Raw genomic sequence first — 24,328 nt, 5'->3', positions numbered from 1 at the left:
TCGTCACACCTTGCGCCCACCACCCCTGGGAGGGTTCATGCGCATCTCGGTCAACGTCGACGGAGTGACTTACGCCGACGAGGTCGAACCAAGGCTCCTGCTGGTGCACTACCTGCGGGAGCGGCTGAGCAAGACCGGCACCGTGATCGGTTGCGACACCGGCAACTGCGGCGCCTGCACCGTGCACCTCGACGGCCACAGCGTGAAGTCGTGCCAGATGTTCGCCGTGCAGGCGAACGGCCACGAGGTCACCACGGTCGAAGGCCTGGCCCGCGACGGCAAGCTGCACCCGGTGCAGGAGGCCTTCCGCGACAACCACGCCCTGCAGTGCGGTTTCTGCACGCCCGGCATGATCATGCAGGCGATCGACCTGCTCGCCGACGAACCCGATCCCGACGACGAGACCGTGCGCAAGGGCCTGGAGGGCAACCTCTGCCGCTGCACGGGCTACCAGAACATCGTCCGCGCGGTCCAGGACGCCGCGCACCACATGCGTCCCGGCGCCGGTCCGCGCCTGGAGCAGCACACCGACGAGGACATCACCGCCAAGCAGCCGGTGGGTGGCGAATGACCGCCACCGCGGAGCCCGAGATCGGGAAGGCCCGGCGCCGCAAGGAGGACGCCCGCCTGATCACCGGCCGCACCAAGTGGACCGACAACCTGCAGCTGACCGGCATGCTGCACATGGCCGTGCTGCGCAGTCCCGTCGCACACGCCCGCATCACGAACGTCGACTGCAGCCGCGCCACCGCGATGCCCGGTGTGGCGGTCGTGCTCACCGGCCAGGACTTCGCCGCCGAACAGGGCTCGCTGCCCTGCGCCTGGCCGATCACCGAGGACATGAAGGCGCCGAACGCGCCCGCGCTGGCCGTCGACGAGGTCAACTTCGCCGGTGAGGCCGTCGCGCTGGTGATCGCCGACAGCGCCTACCACGCCGCCGACGCGGTGGCCGCGATCGACGTGGACTACGACGAGCTCCCGGTCGTGCTCGACATGCGGGAGGCGTTGCGGGACAACGACCTCGTGCACCCCGACCTGGGCACGAACAAGTGCGCGACGTGGATCTTCGACTCGGCCGAGGCCGGCAGCGGCACCGACGTCGAGGACGAGATCGCGAACGCCGAGGTCGTGCTGGAGCGGACGTTCCGCCAGCAGCGGCTGATCCCCGCGTTCATGGAACCGCGGTCGGTCGTCGTCGACCCGGCCGCGGACATGTTCACCGTCTGGTCGGCCACCCAGATCCCGCACATCCTGCGCTGGATGCTCTCGGCCGTCAGCGGCATCTCCGAGCACAAGATCCGCGTCATCGCACCGGACGTCGGCGGCGGGTTCGGCGGCAAGCTGCAGGTCACGCCGGAGGAGCTGCTCTGCCTGCTGGTCGCGCGGCGGATGGGCCGCCCGGTCAAGTGGACCGAGTCGCGCACCGAGTCGATGCTGTCCGCGCACCACGGCCGCGACCAGCTGCAGAAGATCACCCTGTCCGCCCGCCGCGACGGCACGGTGACCGGGCTCAAGGTCGAGCTGCTCGCCGACATGGGCGCCTACCTGCGCCTGGTCACGCCGGGCGTGCCGATCCTGGGCGCGTTCATGTTCAACGCGATCTACAAGTTCGCGGCCTACCGGTTCGTGTGCACCAACGTGTTCACGAACAAGGTGCCGACGGACGCCTACCGCGGCGCCGGCCGGCCCGAGGCCACGTTCGCGATCGAGCGGATGATGGACGAGCTCGCCGCGGAGCTCGGCATGGACCCGATGAAGATCCGCGAGATGAACTGGATCAAGCACGAGGAGTTCCCGTTCGACTCGGTCGCCGGGCTGACCTACGACTCCGGCAACTACGAGGCCGCGACCGCGCGGGCGATGGAGCTGTTCGGGTACGAGGAGATGCGTTCCGAACAGGAACGCAGGCGCTCCGCCGGTGATCCGGTCCAGCTCGGCATCGGGATCTCCACCTACACCGAGATGTGCGGGCTGGCGCCGTCGCGGGTGCTGGGCGCTTTGCGTTATGCCGCTGGCGGGTGGGAGACCGCGTCGATCCGGATGCTGCCCACCGGCAAGGTCGAGGTGATCACCGGGACCTCGCCGCACGGGCAGGGCCACGAGACGGTGTGGTCGCAGATCGTCGCCGACAAGCTCGGGGTGCCGTTCGAGGACATCGAGGTGCTGCACGGCGACACGGCGACGTCGCACAAGGGCATGGACTCCTACGGTTCGCGTTCGCTGGCCGTCGGCGGAACGGCCCTGGTGCACGCGGCGGACAAGGTGCTCGCCAAGGCTCGGACGCTGGCCGCGCACATGATGGAGTGCGACGAGGCGGACGTGGAGTTCGCTTCCGGCTCGTTCTCGGTGCGGGGCACGTCGACCGCGCGGACTTTGGGTGACGTCGTGCTGGCCGCGCACGTGGCCCACGACCTGCCCGAGGGCATGGAGCCCGGCATGGACGCCGACGCCACGTTCGACCCGGACAACTTCTCGTTCCCGCACGGAACCCATTTGTGCGCAACAGAAGTCGACACCGGGACGGGCATGGTCCGCATCGTCAGGTACGTCGCCGTGGACGACGTCGGCACGGTCATGAACCCGTTGATCGTCGACGGTCAGGTGCACGGCGGGCTGGCGCAGGGCATCGCGCAGGCTTTGTACGAGGAGGCAGTGCACGACGAGATGGGCACGCTGACGACGGCGACGCTCGCCGACTACCTGGTGCCCTGCGCGGCGGACCTGCCCGCGTTCCTGACCGACCGGACCACGACACCGGCGACCTCGAACCCGTTGGGCGCCAAGGGAGTCGGCGAAGCGGGAACGATCGCCTCGACGCCCGCGGTGGTGAACGCGGTGATCGACGCCGTGCGGCACCTGGGTGTCAGCGACATCGAGATGCCCTGTTCACCGGAACGCGTGTGGAACGCGTTGCAGGGCCGTGCGGCGGACGCCTCCGAGGTGGCCGCGGGCGGTCTCGGTTCCATCGACGCGCAGGGAGGACAGCCGTGATCCCGGCGGAGTTCCAGTACCTCTGTCCGTCCTCAGTGGACGAAGCCGTGCGGATGCTCGCCGACGCCGGTGAGGACGCCAAGCTTATCGCGGGCGGGCAGTCGCTCGTGCCGGTGCTGCGGATGCGGCTCGCCGCGCCGTCGGTGCTGATCGACCTCGGCGGCCTCAGCGAGCTCACCGGCGTGCGCGACGAGGGCGACACGTTGCTGATCGGTGCGATGACCACGCACTACGAGGTGCAGCGCGACCACCTGATCCACGACCACGCGCGGCTGTTGCAGCTGGTCACCGACACCGTGGCGGACCCGCAGGTGCGCCACCGCGGCACGTTCGGCGGCTCGCTGGCGCACGCGGACCCGGCGGGCGACCTGCTGGCACCCGTGCTGGCGCTGGACGCGGTGATGATCATCGCCGGTCCGTCCGGTCGTCGTGAGGTGCCGGCCGCGGAGTTCTTCCTCGGCTACTTCGAGACCGCGCTGGCGCCCGACGAGATCCTGATCGACGTCCGGGTGCCGAAGTACACCGGCTGGGGCGCTCACTACGAGAAGCTCAACCGGGTCGCGCAGGCGTGGTCGATCGTCGCGGTCGCGGCGGCGGTGCAGGTCCGCGACGGCACGATCGAGGCGGCCCGGGTGGGCCTGACGAACGTCGGCGCCGGTCCCGTGCGCGCGGTGGACGTGGAGTCCGCGCTGGTCGGGCAACCGGTGTCGGCCATCGCGGAGGCGGCGCAGAAGGCGTCCGACGGTGACGGCTACAAGGACAACCTGGCCCGCGTGCTGACCGGCCGTGCGCTGACGGCGGCGGTAGCGGGATGAAGCTGTCGCATTCGTTCGTGGCACCCGCCCCGGCCGAGGAGGTCTGGGAGGCGTTGCTCGATCCCGAACGCGTGGCGCCGTGCCTGCCCGGCGCCACGCTGACCGGGGTGGACGGGAAGACGTTCAGCGGGGAGGTGAAGGTCAAGCTCGGCCCGGTGCAGCTGCTGTACCGGGGGACCGGCGAGTTCGTGGAGGTCGACGCCGAGGCCCGCCGCGCCGTGCTGAAGGCGTCCGGCAAGGACACCAGGGGCAACGGCACCGCGTCGGCGACTGTGACGTTCGTCGTGGGCGACACGGTCGACGTGGAGACGGAACTCACCGTCACCGGCCGTCCCGCCCAGCTGGGACGCGGCCTGATCGCCGAGGTCAGCGGCAAACTGGTCGGCCAGTTCGCCGAACACCTGGCGAGCACGCTGGCTTCCGTGGATCCTGACGAGGTGGCGCAACAGCAGCATCTCCGAGTGGTACCCGACGAGCCGATCGACCTGATCGACACGGCAGGCGTTCCGGTGTTGAAGCGCGTGCTCCCCGTCGCGGCCGGCGTACTGGCCGTCGCGCTGTTCGTGGTCCTGCGGCGCAGGCGGCAGCGCTGAAGCGTGCTCACCGGTGGCCGGCACTCGTGCTGACCACCGGTTTCGCGCTGTCCGGGTGCACCGGCTCGCCGGTCGTGATCACCTCGGCCCCGGCGCCGCCGCCCTCCCCGACCTCACCCGCCCCGCCACCGGCCCGCTCGTTCACCCTCACCGCCGGTGGCGACGTCCTGATCCACCCGGCGCTGACCGACCAGGCCGTCGCCGACGGAGGTGCCGCCGGCCGCGACTACCTGCCGTTGTTCTCCGGCATCCGCGAGACCCTGAAGGCCGACCTGTCGCTGTGCCACCTCGAGGTGCCGCTGGGCAAGAAGGAGGGCCCGTTCTTCGGCTACCCGTCCTTCCTCGCCCCGCCCGAGGTGGCGAAAGGCCTGGTCGACGTGGGCTACGACTCCTGCTCGACGGCCTCGAACCACACCCTGGACCGCGGCGTCTCGGCCATCACCACCACGCTCGACGCCATGGACGCCGTGGGCCTGAAGCACACGGGTTCGTTCCGCACGCAGGAGGAGTCCACCGCCCCGCTGATCCTCGACGCGAACGGGGTGAAAGTCGCCCAGCTGTCCTTCACCTACGGCTTCAACGGCATCCCGCTGCCCCAGCCGTGGCGCGCGAACCAGATCAACGCGTCGAAGATCCTCGCCGACGCCCGCGCCGCCCGTGCCGCGGGCGCCGAGGTAGTCGTGCTGTCCGTGCAGTGGGGCAACGAGTACCAGCACGCCGCCACCGCCGAGCAGAAGGCACTGGCCCGCCAACTCCTCGCCGACCCGGCCCTGGACCTGATCATCGGCACCCACGTGCACGTCGTGCAGCCGTTCGAGAAGATCGGGAACAAGTGGGTCGCCTACGGCCTGGGCAACGAGGTGGCCCGCCACGCCGAACCGCGCGGCGTCACCGAGGAGGGCGTGGTCGCCCGGTTCCGCTTCGAACAGGGTCCGGCCGGGTGGTCGGTGGTCGAGGCGTCCTACACGCCGACCCTGGTGGAGCTCGGGCCGCCGATCCGGCTGGTGGACCTGACGCGGGTGCCTGCTTCGGAGCGGCGGACGCGGGCGATCGAGCGGACCGAGGGGATCGTGTTCAGCATGGGGGCCGCGGAGCAGGGCCTGGTCAGAGGGAAGCCCTGACCCGGTTCAGCCGGTCGATCCACCTCGGGTCGTCGATCTCGTGTTCCGCGATCAGGTCCGGCTCGGGTGCCGTTCGCGGCACGGCCAGATAGCCGTTCTCCGGCCTGAGGGGCGCGCTCGTCACGTCACCCTGGAACATCGACAGCGTGGCCAGCCCACACGCGTAGTCGAGCTCCGGCAACGCCGCCGCCAGCGCGATCCCCGCCGCCATGCCGACCGACGTCTCCAACGCCGACGACACCACGCACGGCAGCCCGCACGCCTCGGCGATCTCCAGGGCCCTCCGGACGCCCCCGAGCGGTGCCACCTTGATCACCGCGATGTCCGCCGCCCCCGCCACCGCGACCTTCACCGGGTCCTCGGCCTTGCGGATCGACTCATCGGCGGCGATGAGGACGGTGGTCCGCCTGCGCACCTGCGCGAGCTCGTCGAGCGTGCGACACGGCTGCTCCACGTACTGCAGGCCGCCGGCCGCCCGGTCCATCGCCTTGATCGCTTTCACGGCCGTCTCGACGTCCCACAGCATGTTCGCGTCGATCCGGACGTGCCCCTGCGGCCCGAGCGCGTCCCTGACCGCTTCGAGCCGCTCGCAGTCCTCCTCGACCGTGCTCTCGGCGACCTTGACCTTCGCGGTGCCGCAACCTGAGCTCTTCACGATCTCGTGTGCTCGTTCAGGGCTGACGACCGGCACCGTGCAGTTGACGGGGACCTTGTCCCTCTTCGGCTCCGGCCACCCCTCGTCCGCCGCCTCCAACGCACACCGCAGCCACGGCACGCACTCTTCGTCGTCGTACTCGACGAACGGGCAGAACTCACCCCACCCCGCCGGCCCCTCGACCAGCACCCCCGACCGCTCGGTGATGCCGCGGAACCGGACGTTCATCGGGATCGAATAGACGTGCACACCCCGATTCAAGCGCACTTCCGCGCCTCCAGCGAATGCCCGCCACCGCGCAGGTTCACCGTCCCGACCGCCTGCACCGCGAGCAGCGTGCACACGATCTGCCTCACCGCGTTCGGACTCAGCAACGACACGTCGGTCGACACCGTGACGTCCAGCCCGCTCGCCACCCGGTCGACGGTCGCCGGTGCCGCGTCGAACGGCACCTCCGTCGTCAGCCCGCGCTGCAGCTCGGCGTTGCTCGGTCCCTGGGCGAGCAACGCGACGACATCGCGGCCGGTGAGGCTGCCCTGGACGCGGCTGGTGGGCACGACCTGGCCGTCCGCGACCCAGAAGATGGAGGGCGACGGGTTCTCGACGGGGCCGCTGGGGGCTTGCAGGCCGGGGATGACGCCGGTGGGCCGGATGCCGCAGGACGCGAGGAACGCCACGGCGACCAGAACCAGCCCGAGCTGACGCAGGCGTCCCCTCCAGGGGGTCCCCCGATTTCCATTCTCCCAGACAGCACCGACAATTCCCGGCTTCGCTCCGCGCCCGGCTCTCGCCACCGCCGCCCTCACGGCGCACCCCCGACCGGCAGCCTCAGCGTGAAGACCGCCCCACCCCCGGGCCGGTTCGCCGCCGTCAGCGTCCCCCCGTGCAGCCGCGCGTTCTCCCACGCGATCGCCAGCCCCAGCCCGCTGCCCTCCGACCGCCCCCGCGCCGAGTCCGCCTTGTAGAACCGCGCGAACACGTGCGGCAGCACCTCCTCAGCCAGCCCGCCGCCGGAGTCCGCCACCTCGATGACCAGGTCCGACCCGACGGTCCACAGGCGCACCGACACCGGTGGCGCGCCGTGCCGCAGCGCGTTGCCCACCAGGTTCGCCACGATCACGTCCAGCCGCCGCGGGTCCAGTCGGGCGCGCACGCCGGAGGGCAGGTCGGTGCGCACCTCGAAGCCGCGCATCCGCAGCGTCGCCAGCACCACCTCGGCCACGTCCACGTCGTCCAGGGCCAGCGCCGCCGTGCCCGAGTCGAAGCGGGTGACCTCGATCAGGTCGTTGACCAGCCGGGTCAGGTTCTGCGTCTCCCGGTTCACCAGTCGCGCCGCCTGGCCCGCCACCCCCGGCAGTGCCGCCGTCTCCGCGTCCAGCACGTCCGTCACGGCCGTCATCGCGGCCAGTGGCGTCCGCAGCTCGTGCGACACGTCCGCCACGAACCGGCGTGCGTCCGCCTCCATCCGCCGCAGCTCCAGGACGTGGTGCTCCAGCGCGGCCGCCGTGCTGTTGAACGTCGACGCCACGTCCGTCAGCTCGTCCCGGCCCCGCACCGCCACCCGCGCCGACAGGTCGCCCTGCCCGAGCCGGAAAGCGGCCAGCCGCAGGGCCCGCACCGGCCGCAGCACCCCCTGGGCAGCCAGCAGACCCAGCCCGAGCGCCACCACGAGGCCTGCCCCGCCGATCAGCCACGCGTTGCGCGCCAGCTCGTTGATCACCTCGGTCTCGGCGGTGAACGGCCGCAGCACGTACACCTCGATGCCCGACTCCGCGGACGAGCCGAACTGACCCGCGCCCGACACCCGCAGCTGCATCCCGACCACCAGCCACACCGAGCCGAAGTACGACACGCGCTGCCACCCGACGTACCCGTTCGCCACGTGCGTCCGCAGCTGGGGCGTGATCACCGCCGGGTCCATGGAGCCCGCGGAGATCCCGGCCGCCGTGGCGAGCGCGGAACCTTCCGGCCCCGACACCCGGCCGGCGATGCGTTCCAGGGCCAGCAGGTCCGGTGGGCGCGCGGGCAGCGGGTAGAGCTGTTCGACGCGGTTCGTGGTCTCGACGACGGCCTTGTCCTGAGCGCGTTGCACGATGGCGTCGCGGGCGCGCACGTAGCCGGCGCCGGCGACCGCGACCGCGGTGAAGACGCTGATGAAGGCGAACGCGAGCAGCAGCCGCAGACGCAGGGTCACAGCGGCCCGAACCGGTACCCGAACCCGCGCACGGTCTGGACGTACACGGGTGTCGCCGGGTCGTCCTCGATCTTCGAACGCAACCGCTGCACGCACGCGTCGACCAGCCGCGAGTCACCGAGGTAGCCCTGGTCCCACACGGTCTCCAGCAGCTGCTGGCGCGACATCACCCGGCCCGGTGCCGCCGACAGCTCCAGCAGCAGCCGCAGCTCGGTCGGCGCCAGCGACACCCGGCTGCCGAGCCGCGTCACCACCAGCCCGTCCCGGTCGATCGTCAGGTCGCCGTAGCGTTCGGTCTGGACGCTCGGCTGGGCAGCGGAGAACCGCCGCAGCACCGCCCTGATCCGCGCCTCCAGCACCCTGGGCTGCGCCGGCTTGGCCACGTAGTCGTCCGCGCCCGCCTCCAGGCCCGCGACCACGTCGATGTCGTCGTTGCGCGCGGTCAGCATGATGATCGGCAGGTCGCCGGCGGCCCGGATGCGGCGGCACACCTCGAACCCGTCCACGCCGGGCAGCATGAGGTCGAGCACCACCACGTCCGGGTTGTTCCCGCTCGTCAGGAGGTCGAGACCCTCCTCGCCCGTGCGCACCGCCTCGACGGTGTGGCCCTGGTAGGTCAGGGCGAGCGACAGTCCCTCCCGGACCGCCTCGTCGTCCTCGATCAGCAGTACGCGCGGCATGTCCTCCAGCCTTCCCGACGGGTCTCATGAGGACGTTCTTGCCAGGTCATCGTTGCGTAACGACCGCCCGCCCGCAGCCGCGAGTCACGTGCCGAGCCGCCTGCGCACCCACCCCGAGGCCTGGTCAACGACCACGACCAGCAGCAGCACGACCAGGATGTGCGTGACCATCTCGTCGAACCGGAACAGCTTGATCGACTGGTTGATGAGGAACCCGATCCCGCCCGCGCCGACCAGCCCGAGCACGAGCGACGACCGCACGTTCACGTCCAGCCGGTACAGCAGCAGGCCCGCCAGCGACGGCAGGACCGTCGGCAGCACCGCGTGCACGGCGATCTGCGGGCCGGAGGCACCGGTGACGCGCAGGGCGTCGCGCGGGCCGCGGTCGCTCTCGTCCATCGCCTCGGCCCAGAGCTTGCCCATCACGCCGGTGTTGTGGAACACCAGCGCCAGCACGCCCGCGAACGGCCCGAGCCCCACCGCCGTGACGAAGATCAGCGCGAACACCACGTCCGGCACCGACCGCAGGAACGACAGCACGCCACGCGCCGCCTGCTGCGCCCACACCGCCGACGTCGTCGCGCGAGACGCCAGCAGCGCCAGCACCAGCGCGAACGGGATCGAGAACGTGGTGCCGAGCAGTCCGATGTAGAGCGTGATCACCGCTGCTTCCAGCGACTTGCCGAGCACCGAGAGGTCCGGCGGCAGGGACTCGGCGAGGAAGTCCGCCATGCCCTCCCAGCCCGAGATCAACGCGCCGGGCGAGAACTCCGTCGCCTGCCAGGCCAGCACGTGCACCGCGACCACGACCGCCGTCACGACCCACACGGCCGCCGACGGCCACCTGCGCTTCGGCACCTCCACGCGAGGTGCTTCCAGGGTCGTCATGCCGCCATCTCCACGATCCGATGCGCGTAGGTCCGCGCGAGCTCCGGCTGGTGCAGCACGGCCACGACCGCCATGCCCTCCGCCGCCAGCGCGCCGAGCAGCTCCATCACCTGCACGGCCGCCTGCGGGTCGAGCGCGGACACCGGCTCGTCGGCGAGGATCACGTTGGCGCGCTGGCACAACGCCCGCGCGACCGCCACGCGTTGTTGCTGGCCACCGGACAGCCGCGCGCACTTCTCCAGCGCACGGTCGGCGAGCCCCACCCGCTCCAGGCACCGCATGGCCTCCTCCCGCACCTCGGCGGGGAAGAGCAGCGACCGCCGCAGCGACAGCCTGGCCAGCGCGCCCGTGCAGACGTTGTCGAGCGCGGTCCGCCGCCCGACCAGGTGGATCTTCTGGAACACCATCGCGGCGCTCCCCGTCACGTCGATCTCGCCGCCGTCCGGCGTCTCCAGCCCGACCACGCACCGCAGCGCCGTCGACTTGCCGGAGCCGTTGGGCCCGAGCAGCGCCACGAACTCGCCGTCCTCGACGCGCAGGTCGAACCCGTCGAGCACGGTGCGGCCGCCGAACGACTTGCGCAGGCCGCGGATCGCCAGCATCAGACGTCCTCTTCCTTCAGGCCCAGGGTGTTCGCGAGGTCGAAGAGCACCTTGTAGGTGTCGTTGGTGACCTCGACGAGCGGTCCGGGCGGGGTGACGTCCAGGAACGCGCCGACCTTCTCGACGTCCGCGGGCTCCAGCTCCAGCAACGCCTTGCGCACCTTGTCCTTGAACGCCTGGTCGAGGTCGCCGCGCACGGTGATCGGGTCGTTCGGGATCGGCTCCGACCTCCAGATCTGCCGGAACCTGCCCTCGTCGAACGTGCCCGCGGCCTTGGCGCTCGCCAGCTGCTGGCTGTTGATCTCGGCGGCGTCGACCTTGCCGTTGATCAGCGCGAGCATCGCCTCGGGGTGGCCGCCCGCGTAGTCGAGCTTCACGTCGGCGACGTTGTGCTTCTTGAGGCCGTAGCGGGGGAGCGCGTCACCGGAGGCGCTGCCGACGCTGCTCAGCGCGAGCGACTTGCCCCGCAGGTCCTCGATCTTCTGCGCGGGCGAGTCCTTCGCGACCCAGATGCCGGCGGTGTAGCTGGTGAGCTTGCCGGAGCCGTCCGCGAACGACGCCACCGGCTGCGCGCCGGCCTTCTGTGAGGCGAACACGTACCCGAGCGGGCCGAACTGGGCCACGTCGAGCTTGCCGTTGCGCATCGCCAGCACCTCGGCGGCGTAGTCGTCGACGATCTGCAGCTCGACCTCGCAGCCGAGCTTCGCCGAGAGCGCCTTGGCGAGCACCTCGTAGGCCGGCTTGAGCTTGTCGGGCGCCTCGTACGGCTCGACGCCGAAGCGCACCTTGCCGTCGCCGGGGCAGCCGTTGGCGGCCGCGGAGTCCGTGCCACCACAGGCGGTCAGCGCGAGGGTCGCGGCGAGGAGAGCGCCGAGAACGGTTTGGGGGGACTTCATCACAGCTCCTGGAGGAGGTCGTCGAGCACGGCCGGGGCGAGGCCGAGCGCGGTGGTCATGCCGATGCCGGAGGTGACCGAGACGGCCCTGGTGAGGGGAGCGGGCGCCGCGGTCAGGAAAGGCTCTGGGGCCGACGCGTAGATGCCGCGCCAGCGTTCGAGGACGTGCAGCGAGGGAACGCCGAGCAGCCGCGCGGTCTCGGTGAGCACCAGCTCGTCGAGGTGCTCCGGCCGGTGCGGTTCCACCGTGCGGCCGTAGTGGTGGGTGTCGCCGATGGTGAGCGAGCCGTCGGGGAGCTGGGTGAACATCAGGTTCAGTCCGGCCTCGACCAGCTCGGGGTGGTCGTGCGCGAGCCGTTCGCGCACCTTCTCCGTGCTGGGACAGCGGTTGAACGCGTCGTAGCGCAGCATCGAGAACCCGGTCAGCACGGCCGGGTCGACCACGCCGCCGTGCGCGACGCGCAGCATCCGCAGCTCGCAGCGCAGCACCTCGTGCCGCTCGGCGAGGCCGGGGAAGAACCGGTCGACGTCGTGCCCGACGGCGACGACGGCGGCCCGGCACGTGATCTCACCGCGACTGGTGCGGACCAGGCCGGGTTCGACCGTGAGGACGTTGGTGGACCAGTGGAACGCGACCCCGCGCCCGGCCAGCAGCCGCGCGATCGCGTGCACGGCCTCACGCGGGTTGACCCGGATGTCCAACGGCAGGTGGGCGCCCTTGAGGCCGGCGACGGGAAGGTCGTCGGTCAGCTGGATCTCGCGGACGTCCTGGAACTCTTCGAGGACCGCGAGCTCGTCCTCGTGCCGTGCGACGACGACCGTGCCGGACTCGCGCAGCCAGAAACCGGCTTCCGCGGCGAGCTTGAGCCACTCCTCGCGCGCGGCCATCGCGTACTCGAAGGCCACGCCGTCCTGAGCGGTGAAGCAGCCGTGCCCGAAGTTGCGCACGGAAGCCCCGACCGCGTGCTCGTCGCGCTCGACCACGGCGACGGACAGACCCCGCCGCGCCGCGTGCCAGGCGTGCGCGAGCCCGACGACACCCGCGCCGACGACCACCAGGTCCACACTTGTCATGACAAGAACGATGCGTGCCCGATTTCGCCGGGTCAACGGGTGTTCTGATGTGTTCACTTGGTGTTCAGACTTGTTATGACATGTATCGTTGGATGCATGGAGACGCCCTTGCACGAACGCATCGCGGCCGATCTGCGCCGCCGGATCGCCTCCGGTGAGCTGGCCGTCGGCGAGCCGGTGCCGTCCGAGTCGCAGCTGTGCGCGCAGTGGAACGCCTCCCGCGCGCCCGTCCGGCAGGCGCTGACGACGTTGCGCGCCGAGGGCATGATCGGCGGCGGTCGCGGCAAGCCCGCGGTGGTGCGCAGGCACACGCTGTCGCAGCCGTTCGAGACGTTCCTGTCGTTCTCCAGCTGGGCGGCGGGCCTCGGACACGTGCCGGGCCAGCGAACCCTGGAGATCGCGCGCCGCCCGGCGACCGCCGAGGTGGCCGACGCGCTGGGGCTCGACGAGGGCACGCAGGTCGTGCAGCTGTTGCGACAGCGGCTGATCGACGGACGGCCGACGATGCTGGAGCGCACCACGTTCGTCGAACCGGTGGGGCGGCTGCTGTTCGACTTCGACTGCGACAGCGGGTCGCTCTACGCGTACCTGGGGGAGCAGGGCGTGGACATGACCGTGGCGCGGCACCAGATCGACGCCGTGGCGGCGGACGAGACGGACTCGGAGCTGCTGGACGTGCCGGTGGGGTCACCGCTGCTGCGCGAACGGCGGCGTGCGTCCGGTGTGGACGGCCGGCCGGTGGAGCACTCCGACGACCGCTACCGACCGGACCTGGTCAGCTTTTCGATCGAGAACTCCCAGCAGGCGCACCCGGCGCTGCTGCGGGACTGGAGGGCTTCGTGAACGTCGACCTGGTCGTGCTGGACATCGCGGGCACCACCGTGCAGGAGCACGGGCTGGTGTACCGGGCGCTGGCCGACACCGTTGAAGCGGCGGGGGGAACGCCCGCGGACGTCGGCCGCTGGATGGGCGCCGACAAGCACGAGGCGATCTCGTCGATGCTCGGTCGGTCCGATGTGGACACCGAGTTCGCCGACTTCCACGTGCGGTTGCGGAAGCTGTACGCCGAGACGCCGCCGACGCCGTTGCCCGGCGTCCCGGAGGCGGTGGCGCAGCTGCGTTCCGCTGGGGTGAAGGTGGCCCTGACGACCGGCTTCGACCGCCCGGTCGTCGACGGCCTGCTGGACGTGCTGGGCTGGCGCGAGGACGTGCTGGACGCCGTGGTGTGCGTGGACGACGTGCCCGCCGGCCGGCCCGCGCCGTACATGGTCTTCCGCGCGATGGAGCTGTGCGGTGCCCGTGACGTGCGGCGCGTGCTGACCGCGGGCGACACCGTGCGCGACCTGGAGGCGGGCACGAACGCCGGTGCCGGCTACGTCGTCGGTGTCCTGTCCGGCAGCCAGACCGCTGAGGAACTGGGCGCCGTCCGCCACACCCACCTGCTGCCCAGCGTCGCCTCGCTCCCCACCCTGCTGGCTTAAGCGTCTGCAAGTACTACCGACTGCGCAGTCGGTAGTACTTGCAGACGCCCCAACAGCTAGTCGAGGGCGGCGGTGTGGCGGAGCTGTTCGGGCGTCGGGTCGGTCCGCAGCACCCGCAGGGCCGCCGCGAACTGGTCGAAGCGCCGGTCCAGCTCCCCGAGCTCGCGGGTCGGCTCGGCGACCAGCGCGGCCCGGCCTGGTCGCGGGGTGGCCATGGCGAGGGCCTCGCGGATCGGCAACGAGCGGCGCAACGCGACCAGCAGCGTCCACAGCCGTTGCTCGACCAGCGCCACCTGCACCGGGTCACCCGTGACGGCGAGGAAGTCGGTGCGGGCGGCGGTGGCGCGGCGGCGTTGCTCGGGGCACGCGAAGTCGGTCGAGCGCACGACCTGGGCCTCCGGTGCCGCCTTGGCGAGCGACTCCTCCGACCGGAACCTGCCGCGAGGCGGGGTCCCGGCCGGGTTCCACATCCACCAGGTCGTCATCCGACCAGGTCGTCCGCGTCGACGATCTTGTAGGCGTACCCCTGCTCGGCCAGGAACCGCTGCCGGTGCGCCGCGTACTCGGTGTCGAGGGTGTCCCGCGCGACCACCGAGTAGAAGTGCGCCTGCCTGCCGTCGCCCTTGGGCCGCAGCAGGCGTCCCAGGCGCTGGGCCTCCTCCTGCCGGCTGCCGAACGTGCCGCTGACCTGCACCGCGACCGACGCCTCCGGCAGGTCGATGGAGAAGTTGGCGACCTTGGACACGACCAGCGTCCTGAGCTCGCCGTTGCGGAACTTGTCGAACAGCTCCTCGCGCTCCTTGTTCTTCGTCGACCCCTTGATCACCGGCGCCCCCAGCTCCTCGCCCAGCTCGTCGAGCTGGTCCAGGTAAGCACCGATCACCAGGGCCGGCTCGTCGGGGTGCTGGTCCAGCACCCGTTTGACGACCGGGATCTTCGTCCTGGCCGTCGAACAGAGCTTGTACCGCTCCTCCGGCTCGGCCGTCGCGTAGAGCAGCCGCTCGTTGTCCGTGAGCGTCACCCGCACCTCGGTGCACTCGGCCGGCGCGATCCAGCCCTGCGCCTCGATGTCGCGCCACGGCACGTCGTACCGCTTCGGCCCGATGAGCGAGAAGACGTCACCCTCCTGCCCGTCCTCCCGGACCAGCGTCGCGGTCAGCCCCAGCCGGCGGCGGCTCTGCAGGTCCGCGGTCATCCGGAACACCGGCGCCGGCAGCAGGTGCACCTCGTCGTAGACGATGAGACCCCAGTCCCGGGAGTCGAACAGCTCCAGGTGCTTGTACTCGCCCTTCGACTTGCGCGTGATCACCTGGTAGGTCGCGATGGTGACCGGCCGGATCTCCTTGCGTTCACCGGAGTACTCGCCGATCTCCTCCTCGGTGAGACTCGTGCGCGCGATGAGCTCCCGCTTCCACTGCCGCCCCGCCACGGTGTTGGTGACCAGGATCAACGTCGTGGCCTGCGCCTCGGCCATCGCCGCCGCCCCGACCAGCGTCTTGCCCGCACCACACGGCAGCACCACGACGCCACTGCCACCCGCCCAGAACGCCTGCGCCGCGAGCCGCTGGTAGTCCCGCAGCTTCCACCCGTCCTCGGCGAGCTCGATGGCGTGCGCCTCGCCGTCGACGTACCCGGCGTGGTCCTCGGCCGGCCACCCGACCTTGAGCAGCAGCTGCTTGAGCCGCCCGCGCTCGCTCGGGTGCACGATCACGGTGTCGTCGTCGATCCGCGCCCCGAACATCGGCGCGATCTTCTTGTTGCGCAGCACCTCCTCCAGCACCGCGCGGTCGGTGGAGGCCAGCACCAGCCCGTGCGCGGGGTTGTTGCTCAGGACGAGCCGCCCGAAGCGCCCCATCGTGTCCACCACGTCCACCAGCAACGGTTGCGGCACCGGGTACCGGCTGAACCGCACCAGAGCGTCCACCACCTGCTCGGCGTCGTGCCCGGCCGCACGGGCGTTCCACAACGCCAGCGGCGTCACGCGATAGGTGTGCACGTGCTCAGGAGCCCGCTCCAACTCCGCGAACGGCGCGATGGCCGTGCGCGCTTCATCGGCCAGCGGGTGGTCTACCTCGAGGAGCAGCGTCTTGTCCGACTGCACGATCAGGGGGCCATCGGTCACCTTCCCAGTCTCCCTGACGGCACCAAATGTGCCGCTGGTGCCACCTGGGCGGGCGTGTGGCGCGGCGGTGCGTGACGGCGGGCTCACGATGGGTGGACCGCTCGGGGTGCTCTCACCCCTCGCCCGCCACCCACCACGGCCGTCTCCGAACTCCCGCCCAACTCCCGCCGACAACTGTGAGCCGACACACGAAGCCAACACGCGGTGTCGTACGTTCTCGCCCATGAGCACCGAGTCGACTGATCCCGTCGAGCCCCCCGCGCCGCCGGCGGTGGCTCCCGCGGCGGAAGCGGAGTCCGACGAGTCGCCCAAGGGCAAGAACAGCTGGCTGAAGTTCGTCATCGTCGGTGTGCTGGCGGTGGTGCTGGTCGGCGGTGGCGTGTTCGTGTTCACGCAGATGGGCGGCCTGAACGTGGGCGACTGCGTGAGCGCGTCTCCGCAGGACGTGGACAAGCCGGACGGCGAGTGGAACGTCAGCTCGCAGGGGTGTGACGACACCGCGGCCACGCACCGGGTGGCGAAGACGCTGGCCAACGCCGAGGAGCCGTGTCCGGACGAGGGCATCTACGAGCCCGTCAAGACCGGCGGGGACTCGATGTGCCTCATGCCGAACCTGGCCGAGGGCAACTGCTACACCTCCAGTGACGACGGGGCCTTCAAGAAGGAGGCCTGCACCGTGGAGTCGCCGGTGAAGATCGTCAAGAAGGTCGACGGGCTGCCCGAGGAGGGCACCGTGTGCCCGGAGGGGTCGAGCGAGCTGCGGTTCAGCGAGCCTGCCTCGGTCTACTGCATGGGTGTGCACGAGAACGCCTGATCCGGTGATCAGCCGACTCGGGCGGCTGCCGATACCCAGGCCATGAAGAAGGTCGGCCTGGGTATCGGCGTCGTCGTCCTGCTCGTGCTCGTGGGCCTGCTGGTCGTCGACCAGCTCGACACCGGCACGAGCGCGCGGGTCGGTGACTGCGCGCGGATCTCCGGTGCCCAGCAGAGCCCGACCTACGAGGCGCTGGGCTGCGACCAGCGGACGGCGAACGTCAAGATCGCCAAGGTCCTGCGGCGGAACGAGGACAGGTGCCCGTCCGGCGGCTCGGACTACTCGACGTACACGGGTGACTCCACCTACTGCCTGATGCCGAACTTCCGCGAGGGCGCCTGCTACGGGCAGGACCAGGAGACCGGCATCGCCCAGGTCGACTGCGCGACCAGGGACTCGGTCCGGGTCGTCAAGGTGCTCGCCGGCAAGACCGACCGCTCTGCCTGCGGTGATGCGCGCGCGGCGGTGTTCCCGGAGCCCGCGACCACCTTCTGCCTCGTGCGCGGTGACCAGCAGCCGTAACGTTTCCGCAAATCGCGAGCGCGGGCCGCTTCCGCCTGGCAACCTCTGCTCCGGCCTTGTCGGGGGGCAGAGGCCACTCGGGTTGAAATCGGAAGCGAGATAACTGCACATGAGCACGGAATCGGTTGCGCCCGCACCTGCGCCGCAGCCTGAGGCGAAGAAGCCGAGCGTCCTGAAGAAGATCCTCGGCTACGTCGTCGGTCTGATCGTCGCCGCCGGCGCGATCTACGCGTTCAACTACTTCTCCAGCGACGAGGCCCAGGCCAAGGTCGGGGACTGCGCGAACATCACCGGCACGTCGAACAACCCGACCTACAAGGCGGTCGACTGCACCTCCGCGGAGGCCAACTACGTGGTCGGCCAGGCGTTCGGGTCGTTGTCGGAGCCCTGCAAGGGCGACTACGTCGAGTACACCCACTCGCAGCGCCGCGGTCCCAAGACCAAGCTCTGCCTGGCGCCGGTGCTCGCCGAGGGCACCTGCTACGGCGAGGACGGGGACAACGTGAACCCCAAGGTCGTCGGGTGCACGGAGACCGCCACGTTCAAGGTGACCAAGGCCGTCAAGGACGCCGCCGTGCCGGAGTGCGCGGAGGGTGAGAAGGCGTTCGCCTTCCCCGAGGCGAAGCTGAACTACTGCCTCGGCGCGCCCGCGTAACCCCAGGTCAGACCGCAGTGGAACCGGAGTCGCGACCGCGCGGCTCCGGTTTCGCCGTTCTCAGCGCGACCCGTCGGAGAGGAAACCAGTGACGACGCCCAACTACCCGCAGCAGCCGGGCCCCTACGGCCCGCCTCCCGGTGGCCAGCCCCAGCAGCCCCACGGTCAGCAGCCCTACGGCCAGCAACCACCGCCCTACCCGCAGCAGGGCCACCCGGCCGACCCGTACGCGCAGCCGAACCCGTACGGCCAGCCCAACCCGTACGGCCAGCCCAACCCGTACGCCCAGCCCAACCCGTACGGCCCGCCACCAGGACAGATGCCTCCCGGCCAGATGCCGGGACAGATGCCGGGCCAGCCCATGCCCTACGCCCCGCCGCCCAAGCCGAGCGGTGCCGCCGGCAAGGTCATCGGCGCTGTCTTCGTGGTGATCGTGCTGATCGGCGGCTTCCTGGTGCTGCGCGGCGTCTTCGGCAGCAGCGAACCGTCGGCCAAGCCCGGCGACTGCGCGAGCATGACCGGCACGACGGTCAGCCCGAACTACAAGAAGGTCGACTGCGGCTCCCCCGAGGCGAACTACATCATCGCCAAGGCCTCGAAGAACACCTCGGAGGCGTGCCCGAGCAAGGAGTACGCGAGCTACCACCAGTCCGGCCGGCGCAAGGAGTCGCTGAAGCTCTGCCTGGTGGAGAAGCTCGAAGAGGGCAAGTGCTACGAGGACCCGATGGTCGGCATCAGCCTGGCGGGCCCGAAGGTGATCGACTGCTCGAAGGGCCAGAACAAGTACTCGACCCAGAAGTCCTACAAGGTCGACAAGGTGGTCAAGCAGGCGACGAAGGACTGCGGCGATGCCACCGCGCTCACCTACGCCGAGCCGGCACCGGGCCTGACCTACTGCATCAGCGCGCTCGAGGAGAAGTGACCGCACGGTGAAGGGCGGGCCACCAGGAGTGACCCGCCCTTTGCCCGGAAAACCGCTAGCTCGTGGTGCCCGGTGGCAGGAGTCCCTGCACGTCCAGGCGGCCGGACAGGATGTCCTCGGTGTCCATCATGTCGGCGACGCGCTGCAGCCGGATCGGGTTCAGCGACAGCGGGAACGTGCCCACCGACACGAGCGCCGCGGTCGACTGGTCGACGTCGGCGTAGCTGGTCAGCGAGTCCTGCACGGCGAGCTTGTTGGCCTGCGCGCGCTGCTGGGCCTCGCGGAGCACGTCCCGGAACGCCTTGAGCGTCTTCGGGTTCGTCTCGGCGAACTTCTTCGACGAGGCGTAGCCGGACATCGGGAAGTCCAGTGTCGGGCCGCGCGCGGTGTCGGTGAGGATCTTCGCACCGATGTTGCGCTGCGCCTTCGTGATGAACGGCTCGATCATGAACGCCGCGTCGACCTCGCCGGCCTGCAGCGCCTTCTCCATCTCGCCGAACGGCATGTCACGGAACTTGATCTTGCCCTTCTCGACCGCCGCGGTGTCGAGCACGGCACGCGTGGTCAGGTAGCCGATGTCGTTCTGGTTGTTCACCGCGATCGACGGCGTCGGCCGCTTGCCGGGGTCGTCGTAGTCCGAGGTGGGGCCGGTGACCAGCGCCATCGAGTTCGGACCCGCCTGGTAGGCCTCGCCCTGCAGCTGCAGCTGGGCGCCGAGGGTGACCTCGCGGAAGAAGCTCACGTGGCTCGCCCAGGTGATGTCGAGCGTGGTGTCGAGCTGCTTGATCGCCTCGGAGTCGTTGTTCTGCGCCACCAGGTTGACCTGCAACCCGTGCTTCTCGAACAGCTTCTCGGTCAGCGCGATCCGCAACGGGGCCACGTCGACCACCTGCGCGACACCGATGCGCAGCAGGTTGCGTTCCAGGTCCGCGTTCGCGCCGTCCGGCGAACTTCCGAAGAGGCTGCAGCTCGCGGTCAGAACGCATGTCATGAGCACTGCGACAAGCCGCAGAGCATTGGCTCGGGTAGCCATGGCACCTCTCGCCGGTGGGCCTTGAGTAGCATCAGTTGATCAGTGAGTGTCGCCACAGACCAGGCCGTCCGCAGCTCCAACAGGGCGTTCGGATGGACATGAGGCATGCCGACAACCGGGGATGTTAACCACCTGAACGTATGAAACGACACCCCATCTCGATACGGTGAGTGCTTCTGGAGACTTCCCCCGAGCAGGGGCTGACCATTACGCTCCCCGCCGGGTGGCACAGGTTGTAGTAGACCGACGTGTCTGTGGACGGGGTAGGTCGCCTCACCGGGCGAACGACCTCTGTGCTGCAATTCGGCCCGTTTGACGAGTCCATGCTCGGTCCTGGGGGAGAGACCGGGACACTGCTGCTGGAAGAGGAAGCCCAGAGTGGCCCGACGTGAGAGAGGTCCCAGCCAGTTTGGCGTGGGTGACACCACACGCTCCGAAAGGCCCGAATCGGGTGACGGACTGGCTGCGCTGGGTGACGGACCGATGACTGCGACACCTGCCGCGGTGAAGCAGGACACCGGAACCGGACCCGGATCAGGACCTGCCCGGTCCGCCGGATGGCGCCTGCGCAACTGGAGGTTGCGCACCAAGCTGCTCGCCGTCCTGCTGATCCCGACGATCTGTGCGCTCGCCCTGGGTGGCTTGCGAGTGCGCACGGACCTTCAGGACGCGACGGAGTTCAACAACCTCGCGAACCAGATCCGCCTCGAGACGGCGGTCGCCGACCTGGTGCAGCAGCTCCAACGCGAGCGCGACCTGTCGGTCAGCTTCGTCGCATCGAACAAGAGGCTCGACCGGGTCGTCCTGGAGCGCCAGCTCCGCAGGGTCAACGACACCAGCCAGGCCTTCAGCAACAAGATCTCCGAACTGAGCTCCGACCTGAGCCCCGCGGCCGTCGAGCGCTTCCAGGTCGCGTTCAACCAGTTGAACCGCCTGAACAGCCTCCGCAACTCCGTGCGGGAGACGCAGTACCCCGCCGAGGCCGTCCAGCGGACCTACGCGGAGTCCATCGAGACCCTGCTGAGCCTCGGTGAGCAGACGATCTCGGAGATCAACGACCCCGAGCTGGTGCGACTGCACCTGACGACGAACGCCATCGCGCGCATCAAGGAGCAGGAGTCGCTCAAGCGGGCCATCCTCCTCGACGTCTTCCAGCGCAAGGCGTTCACGCCGTCCCAGCTCCGCTCGCTGCAGGCGGCGGACGCCGAGCTCGAGGCCGCGCGGAACGACTTCCGCAAGTCCGCGACGCCGGAACAGGCCAAGATCTACGACGACACCGTCACCGGCCTGATCGTCGACACCGCGAACGACATGCAGGAATCGGCCATCAACCAGCAGGCCGGCCGCAAGGACTTCAGCACGCTGACGTCCGAGAAGTGGGACATCGCGGCCACGCTGACGGTCAACCTGACCCGCGACGTCGAGAACCTGCTCCTCGAGCAGCTGCAGAACCGCACCGACGAGCTCACGGGTGCCGCACGCACCCGTGCCTACCTCGAGTCCGGTGTCGTGCTGGCGGTCCTCGCGCTCGCGTTGCTGATGGCGCTGTTCGTCGCCCGCTCGATCCTCAGCCCGCTGCGCACGCTGCGCCGCACCGCCCTCGACGTCGCCGACCACGGTCTCCCCGACGCGGTCGAGCGGATCCTCGCGGACCCGAACCCGGAGAACGCGGCCAAGACCGCCGTCGAGCCGGTGCCGGTGCACACCCGTGAAGAGGTCGGCCAGGTGGCGCGCGCGTTCGACGCGGTGCACGGCGAAGCGGTGCGACTGGCCGCCCAGCAGGCCCTCCTGCGCGACAACGTCAACGCGATGTTCGTCAACCTCTCCCGCCGCTCCCAGGCCCTGGTCGAACGCCAGCTGAACCTGATCGACCGGCTGGAGCAGGACGAGCAGGACCCGGACCAGCTGGCCTCGCTGTTCGAGCTCGACCACCTCGCGACCCGCATGCGCCGCAACTCGGAGAACCTGCTGGTCCTCTCGGGCACCGACCTCTCGCGGCGCCTGACCAGGCCCGTCCCGGCGGCCGAGGTGCTCGGCGCCGCGGTCTCCGAGGTCGAGCAGTACGCCCGCGTGCAGGTCGGCCAGACCCCGGACCTCACCGTCCAGGGCCGCGCGGTCAACGACCTCGTGCACCTCATCGCCGAGCTGCTGGACAACGCCACGGCGTTCTCCGACCCGGTCACCAAGGTCACCGTTCGCACGGCCAAGACCCGCAAGGGCGAGCTGGCGATCGAGATCCAGGACCGCGGCGTGGGCATGGGCGACCAGGAGATCATCGACGCCAACGAGCGCCTGGCCGACCCGCCGGACGTCGACGTCGCCGTCTCCCGCCGGATGGGCCTGTACGTGGTCGCGCGGCTCGCCAAGCGCCACGACATCAAGGTCCGCCTGCGCGGCAACGAGGACATCGAGGGCGGCACCACGGCGCTGGTGATCGTGCCGGAGACGCTCGTCGCGGCTCCGGGTGCGGCACCGTCGGCGCCGCCGTCCGGTTCCGGTGGTCTCGCCTCCGCGTTCGGCATGACGCCGGCGTCGGCCCCCGCCGAGCTCACCACCGAGTTCGGCAGCACGGGCCACACCGCGCAGACCGACTTCGGCCAGACCCCGGCACCGACCACCGCCAGCAGGGCCAGCGGCATCGCCGGCGCGTTCGGCGGTGCGACCGGGGCCATGCCGAGGGTCGACGAGTCGAGCCCCTCCATCCCGGTCAGCTTCGTGCCGAGCGCGCTCACCGACACCGGTGCGGGTGCCACGGCGGTGCCGGTCTACCAGGACCCGCCCCCCGCCGAGGACCCCACCCCGTCGGAGCGCTGGCGCCGCGACCAGCTCGCGGCCGTGGAGCCGGAGGGCTCCTTCGGCGAGCCGACCCTCTTCACGGCCTACGAGGACCGCAACGAGGAAGAGAGCGCCATCTCGTTCGAGCCGGGCTACGAGACGACGCAGTTCGTCCCGATCCCGCCGATGGACGAGCCGGCCTCCGCCAACGGCGTCTCGCGGGCACCGGTCGACGCACCCGTCGACTCCGGGCTCGCGCACCGCAACGGCACCTCGGAGCCGTCCCGCCGGGCCATCGAGCACGACCTGGACGCCCCCACGGAGCGGCTGCCGATCTACGAGGCGGTCCTCTCCCAGTGGTTCCAGGCCGTCGGCAGCGAGACGTCCGCGTCGAGCGCCCAGCCGGTTCCTCCCGCGGCGGACGAGAAGTCCGAGCCCGCGGCAGGCAGGGTCGAGTCCAAGCTCAACGGCGCGAGCGCCAGGGGCGTGGAGTACATCGACGAGCCCCCGACGGCCCCTCCGCTCTCGGACGGGCCGGAACCGGAGCTCCCGACCCGGACCCGCAAGCCTGTTCCGGCAGTGGCGCCCACCACCACGTCGGCCGCCGGTCTGCCCGTGCGCAAGCCTCGCGCGAAGGTGCAGCCGCCGGTCGAGGAAGCCGTAGTGGCCCCCGCCGAGCAGGAGCGAGTTGTGGAACCGGAGCCCGTTGTGGAGGAGACTCCAGCGGCGGCACCCACTTCCGAGTCGGCTTGGCAATCGCCTGCCGATGAGGGATGGCAGGCGGCTCAGGCGTTGTTGAACAAGACGCCGGAGTCGAAGACAGCGGCAGGATTGCCGAAACGGACACCGAAGGCTCAGCTCGTGCCAGGATCTGCGGCGCCCAAGCCGCAGGCCGTGTCACAGACAGCGCAGCGCCCGCCGCTGCCGCCCCGTTCCGCCGATGCGGTGCGCGGGCGCATGTCGAGCCTGCAAAGTGGTGTCCGGCGAGGCCGGCACGCATTGATCGAGGCATACGCTGGTGACCAGTCGAGCCGGCAGAACGAGGAGCAGGAGTGACGACCGCAGCGCAGCCAGGCAGCTTTGGTTGGCTTATCACCGACTTCGTGCGGAGGGTGCCGGGAGTGGCACATTCCGTCGTGGTGTCCGCGGACGGGCTGTTGCTCGCGGGGTCCCAGGGGCTGCCCCGGGACCGTGCAGAGCAGCTCTCCGCCGTCGCGTCCGGGCTGGTCAGCCTCACACAGGGTGCTGCCCGCTGCTTCGAGGCAGGCGGGGTCAACCAGACCGTTGTCGAGATGGAGCGGGGCTACCTGTTCCTCATGTCGATCAGTGACGGCTCTTGTCTCGCCGTCCTGGCGGCACCCAACTGCGACATCGGCCTCGTGGCCTACGAGATGACGCTTTTGGTCGAGAGAGTCGGTCAACAACTCACCCCGGAGCTGCGCGCGCAGCTCCAGGGTGTGGTCCGCCGCTAGACCTCACTGGTATCACAGGGGTGA

General features: G+C 70.4%; 24 protein-coding genes. 13 read left to right on the top strand and 11 right to left on the bottom strand.

Going from position 1 to position 24,328, the window contains the following annotated elements; genetic code table 11:
- Positions 1 to 37: 37 nt before the first annotated feature.
- The 5 genes from BBK82_RS11770 to BBK82_RS11750 are packed head-to-tail and all read left to right on the top strand — an operon-like array spanning position 38 to position 5,520.
- Complete coding sequence (locus tag BBK82_RS11770; protein WP_065915042.1) at positions 38 to 571, top strand: (2Fe-2S)-binding protein; 534 nt, start codon at positions 38 to 40, stop codon at positions 569 to 571.
- Positions 568 to 2,991: a xanthine dehydrogenase family protein molybdopterin-binding subunit gene (locus BBK82_RS11765; protein ID WP_065915041.1), complete on the top strand. Its 2,424-nt coding sequence runs from the start codon at positions 568 to 570 to the stop codon at positions 2,989 to 2,991. Before BBK82_RS11770 ends, BBK82_RS11765 begins: the two co-directional genes overlap by 4 nt.
- Positions 2,988 to 3,806 (top strand): FAD binding domain-containing protein, encoded by an 819-nt coding sequence (locus BBK82_RS11760; protein WP_065915040.1) that lies wholly within the window; start codon positions 2,988 to 2,990, stop codon positions 3,804 to 3,806. The genes BBK82_RS11765 and BBK82_RS11760 overlap by 4 nt, the downstream gene beginning before the upstream one ends.
- A complete protein-coding gene (locus BBK82_RS11755) occupies positions 3,803 to 4,399 on the top strand; it encodes an SRPBCC family protein (protein ID WP_065915039.1) in 597 nt (198 codons plus the stop codon). The genes BBK82_RS11760 and BBK82_RS11755 overlap by 4 nt, the downstream gene beginning before the upstream one ends.
- Positions 4,400 to 4,425: 26 nt before the next feature.
- Positions 4,426 to 5,520, top strand: a complete 1,095-nt coding sequence (locus tag BBK82_RS11750; protein ID WP_154697257.1) for a CapA family protein — start codon at positions 4,426 to 4,428, stop codon at positions 5,518 to 5,520.
- On the opposite strand, the gene BBK82_RS11745 is transcribed toward BBK82_RS11750, so the two are convergent.
- From BBK82_RS11745 to BBK82_RS11710, 8 genes are all read right to left on the bottom strand, one after another.
- Positions 5,504 to 6,424 carry an o-succinylbenzoate synthase gene (locus BBK82_RS11745; RefSeq protein WP_065915037.1) on the bottom strand — a complete coding sequence of 307 codons (921 nt, stop codon included), beginning with the start codon at positions 6,422 to 6,424 and terminating at the stop codon, positions 5,504 to 5,506. The genes BBK82_RS11750 and BBK82_RS11745 overlap by 17 nt on opposite strands.
- 8 nt (positions 6,425 to 6,432) lie before the next feature.
- Positions 6,433 to 6,852: a GerMN domain-containing protein gene (locus tag BBK82_RS11740; protein ID WP_154697256.1), complete on the bottom strand. Its 420-nt coding sequence runs from the start codon at positions 6,850 to 6,852 to the stop codon at positions 6,433 to 6,435.
- Positions 6,853 to 6,977: 125 nt separating this feature from the next.
- A complete protein-coding gene (locus BBK82_RS11735) occupies positions 6,978 to 8,363 on the bottom strand; it encodes an ATP-binding protein (protein WP_418287507.1) in 1,386 nt (461 codons plus the stop codon).
- 2 nt (positions 8,364 to 8,365) lie between these two features.
- Positions 8,366 to 9,049 (bottom strand): response regulator transcription factor, encoded by a 684-nt coding sequence (locus tag BBK82_RS11730; RefSeq protein WP_065915035.1) that lies wholly within the window; start codon positions 9,047 to 9,049, stop codon positions 8,366 to 8,368.
- A gap of 84 nt (positions 9,050 to 9,133) precedes the next feature.
- Positions 9,134 to 9,937 carry a phosphonate ABC transporter, permease protein PhnE gene (gene phnE, locus BBK82_RS11725; RefSeq protein ID WP_065915034.1) on the bottom strand — a complete coding sequence of 268 codons (804 nt, stop codon included), beginning with the start codon at positions 9,935 to 9,937 and terminating at the stop codon, positions 9,134 to 9,136.
- Positions 9,934 to 10,539 carry a phosphonate ABC transporter ATP-binding protein gene (locus BBK82_RS11720; RefSeq protein WP_065915033.1) on the bottom strand — a complete coding sequence of 202 codons (606 nt, stop codon included), beginning with the start codon at positions 10,537 to 10,539 and terminating at the stop codon, positions 9,934 to 9,936. The genes phnE and BBK82_RS11720 overlap by 4 nt, the downstream gene beginning before the upstream one ends.
- Positions 10,539 to 11,435, bottom strand: coding sequence for a phosphate/phosphite/phosphonate ABC transporter substrate-binding protein (locus tag BBK82_RS11715; protein WP_065920992.1), 897 nt, complete (start codon positions 11,433 to 11,435; stop codon positions 10,539 to 10,541). The genes BBK82_RS11720 and BBK82_RS11715 overlap by 1 nt, the downstream gene beginning before the upstream one ends.
- Entirely contained in the window at positions 11,435 to 12,508 is a 1,074-nt protein-coding gene (locus tag BBK82_RS11710) for a TIGR03364 family FAD-dependent oxidoreductase (protein WP_065915032.1), read from the bottom strand. The genes BBK82_RS11715 and BBK82_RS11710 overlap by 1 nt, the downstream gene beginning before the upstream one ends.
- Positions 12,509 to 12,604: 96 nt before the next feature.
- Between BBK82_RS11710 and BBK82_RS11705 the strand changes: the two genes are divergently transcribed.
- Both BBK82_RS11705 and BBK82_RS11700 read left to right on the top strand, forming a co-directional pair.
- A complete protein-coding gene (locus BBK82_RS11705; protein ID WP_065915031.1) occupies positions 12,605 to 13,351 on the top strand; it encodes a GntR family transcriptional regulator in 747 nt (248 codons plus the stop codon).
- Complete coding sequence (locus BBK82_RS11700) at positions 13,348 to 13,989, top strand: phosphonatase-like hydrolase (protein ID WP_218920608.1); 642 nt, start codon at positions 13,348 to 13,350, stop codon at positions 13,987 to 13,989. Before BBK82_RS11705 ends, BBK82_RS11700 begins: the two co-directional genes overlap by 4 nt.
- Before the next feature lie 56 nt (positions 13,990 to 14,045).
- Here BBK82_RS11700 and BBK82_RS11695 read toward each other — a convergent pair whose 3' ends face one another.
- Positions 14,046 to 14,474: a hypothetical protein gene (locus BBK82_RS11695; protein WP_065915030.1), complete on the bottom strand. Its 429-nt coding sequence runs from the start codon at positions 14,472 to 14,474 to the stop codon at positions 14,046 to 14,048.
- On the bottom strand, positions 14,471 to 16,111 hold the full coding sequence (locus BBK82_RS11690; protein ID WP_065915029.1) for a DNA repair helicase XPB: 1,641 nt from the start codon (positions 16,109 to 16,111) through the stop codon (positions 14,471 to 14,473). Before BBK82_RS11690 ends, BBK82_RS11695 begins: the two co-directional genes overlap by 4 nt.
- A 223-nt stretch (positions 16,112 to 16,334) precedes the next feature.
- Between BBK82_RS11690 and BBK82_RS11685 the strand changes: the two genes are divergently transcribed.
- The 4 genes from BBK82_RS11685 (at position 16,335) to BBK82_RS11670 (ending at position 19,024) form a co-directional block, all read left to right on the top strand.
- A complete protein-coding gene (locus BBK82_RS11685) occupies positions 16,335 to 16,925 on the top strand; it encodes a hypothetical protein (RefSeq protein ID WP_065915028.1) in 591 nt (196 codons plus the stop codon).
- Between the two features lie 42 nt (positions 16,926 to 16,967).
- Complete coding sequence (locus BBK82_RS11680) at positions 16,968 to 17,447, top strand: LppU/SCO3897 family protein (RefSeq protein ID WP_065915027.1); 480 nt, start codon at positions 16,968 to 16,970, stop codon at positions 17,445 to 17,447.
- Positions 17,448 to 17,556: 109 nt separating this feature from the next.
- Positions 17,557 to 18,102 carry an LppU/SCO3897 family protein gene (locus tag BBK82_RS11675; protein WP_065915026.1) on the top strand — a complete coding sequence of 182 codons (546 nt, stop codon included), beginning with the start codon at positions 17,557 to 17,559 and terminating at the stop codon, positions 18,100 to 18,102.
- Between the two features lie 88 nt (positions 18,103 to 18,190).
- On the top strand, positions 18,191 to 19,024 hold the full coding sequence (locus BBK82_RS11670; RefSeq protein ID WP_065915025.1) for an LppU/SCO3897 family protein: 834 nt from the start codon (positions 18,191 to 18,193) through the stop codon (positions 19,022 to 19,024).
- A gap of 55 nt (positions 19,025 to 19,079) precedes the next feature.
- On the opposite strand, the gene BBK82_RS11665 is transcribed toward BBK82_RS11670, so the two are convergent.
- The gene (locus tag BBK82_RS11665) at positions 19,080 to 20,015 is read right to left on the bottom strand and encodes an ABC transporter substrate-binding protein (protein ID WP_237048144.1); all 936 of its coding nucleotides are present in this window, start codon (positions 20,013 to 20,015) and stop codon (positions 19,080 to 19,082) included.
- Between the two features lie 525 nt (positions 20,016 to 20,540).
- Here BBK82_RS11665 and BBK82_RS11660 point away from each other — a divergent pair.
- Together BBK82_RS11660 and BBK82_RS11655 are read left to right on the top strand one after the other, a co-directional pair.
- Positions 20,541 to 23,888 carry a nitrate- and nitrite sensing domain-containing protein gene (locus BBK82_RS11660; RefSeq protein WP_237048143.1) on the top strand — a complete coding sequence of 1,116 codons (3,348 nt, stop codon included), beginning with the start codon at positions 20,541 to 20,543 and terminating at the stop codon, positions 23,886 to 23,888.
- The gene (locus BBK82_RS11655; RefSeq protein ID WP_030470879.1) at positions 23,885 to 24,304 is read left to right on the top strand and encodes a roadblock/LC7 domain-containing protein; all 420 of its coding nucleotides are present in this window, start codon (positions 23,885 to 23,887) and stop codon (positions 24,302 to 24,304) included. The genes BBK82_RS11660 and BBK82_RS11655 overlap by 4 nt, the downstream gene beginning before the upstream one ends.
- Positions 24,305 to 24,328 lie beyond the last annotated feature (24 nt).

This window comes from Lentzea guizhouensis (assembly GCF_001701025.1).
Lineage (GTDB): Bacteria > Actinomycetota > Actinomycetes > Mycobacteriales > Pseudonocardiaceae > Lentzea > Lentzea guizhouensis.
Note: the sequence above shows the minus strand (reverse complement) of the source record. Positions and strands in the feature narration are given on the sequence as shown.

Excerpts from the sequence above, each read along its gene's own strand:
- BBK82_RS11770 (WP_065915042.1), top strand. The coding sequence starts at position 38 with ATGCGCATCTCGGTCAACGTCGACGGAGTGACTTACGCCGACGAGGTC.
- BBK82_RS11765 (WP_065915041.1), top strand. The coding sequence starts at position 568 with ATGACCGCCACCGCGGAGCCCGAGATCGGGAAGGCCCGGCGCCGCAAG.
- BBK82_RS11755 (WP_065915039.1), top strand. The coding sequence starts at position 3,803 with ATGAAGCTGTCGCATTCGTTCGTGGCACCCGCCCCGGCCGAGGAGGTC.
- BBK82_RS11730 (WP_065915035.1), bottom strand. The coding sequence starts at position 9,049 with ATGCCGCGCGTACTGCTGATCGAGGACGACGAGGCGGTCCGGGAGGGA.
- phnE (WP_065915034.1), bottom strand. The coding sequence starts at position 9,937 with ATGACGACCCTGGAAGCACCTCGCGTGGAGGTGCCGAAGCGCAGGTGG.
- BBK82_RS11720 (WP_065915033.1), bottom strand. The coding sequence starts at position 10,539 with ATGCTGGCGATCCGCGGCCTGCGCAAGTCGTTCGGCGGCCGCACCGTG.
- BBK82_RS11715 (WP_065920992.1), bottom strand. The coding sequence starts at position 11,435 with ATGAAGTCCCCCCAAACCGTTCTCGGCGCTCTCCTCGCCGCGACCCTC.
- BBK82_RS11710 (WP_065915032.1), bottom strand. The coding sequence starts at position 12,508 with ATGACAAGTGTGGACCTGGTGGTCGTCGGCGCGGGTGTCGTCGGGCTC.
- BBK82_RS11705 (WP_065915031.1), top strand. The coding sequence starts at position 12,605 with ATGGAGACGCCCTTGCACGAACGCATCGCGGCCGATCTGCGCCGCCGG.
- BBK82_RS11695 (WP_065915030.1), bottom strand. The coding sequence starts at position 14,474 with ATGACGACCTGGTGGATGTGGAACCCGGCCGGGACCCCGCCTCGCGGC.
- BBK82_RS11685 (WP_065915028.1), top strand. The coding sequence starts at position 16,335 with ATGAGCACCGAGTCGACTGATCCCGTCGAGCCCCCCGCGCCGCCGGCG.
- BBK82_RS11680 (WP_065915027.1), top strand. The coding sequence starts at position 16,968 with ATGAAGAAGGTCGGCCTGGGTATCGGCGTCGTCGTCCTGCTCGTGCTC.
- BBK82_RS11675 (WP_065915026.1), top strand. The coding sequence starts at position 17,557 with ATGAGCACGGAATCGGTTGCGCCCGCACCTGCGCCGCAGCCTGAGGCG.
- BBK82_RS11665 (WP_237048144.1), bottom strand. The coding sequence starts at position 20,015 with ATGACATGCGTTCTGACCGCGAGCTGCAGCCTCTTCGGAAGTTCGCCG.
- BBK82_RS11660 (WP_237048143.1), top strand. The coding sequence starts at position 20,541 with ATGACTGCGACACCTGCCGCGGTGAAGCAGGACACCGGAACCGGACCC.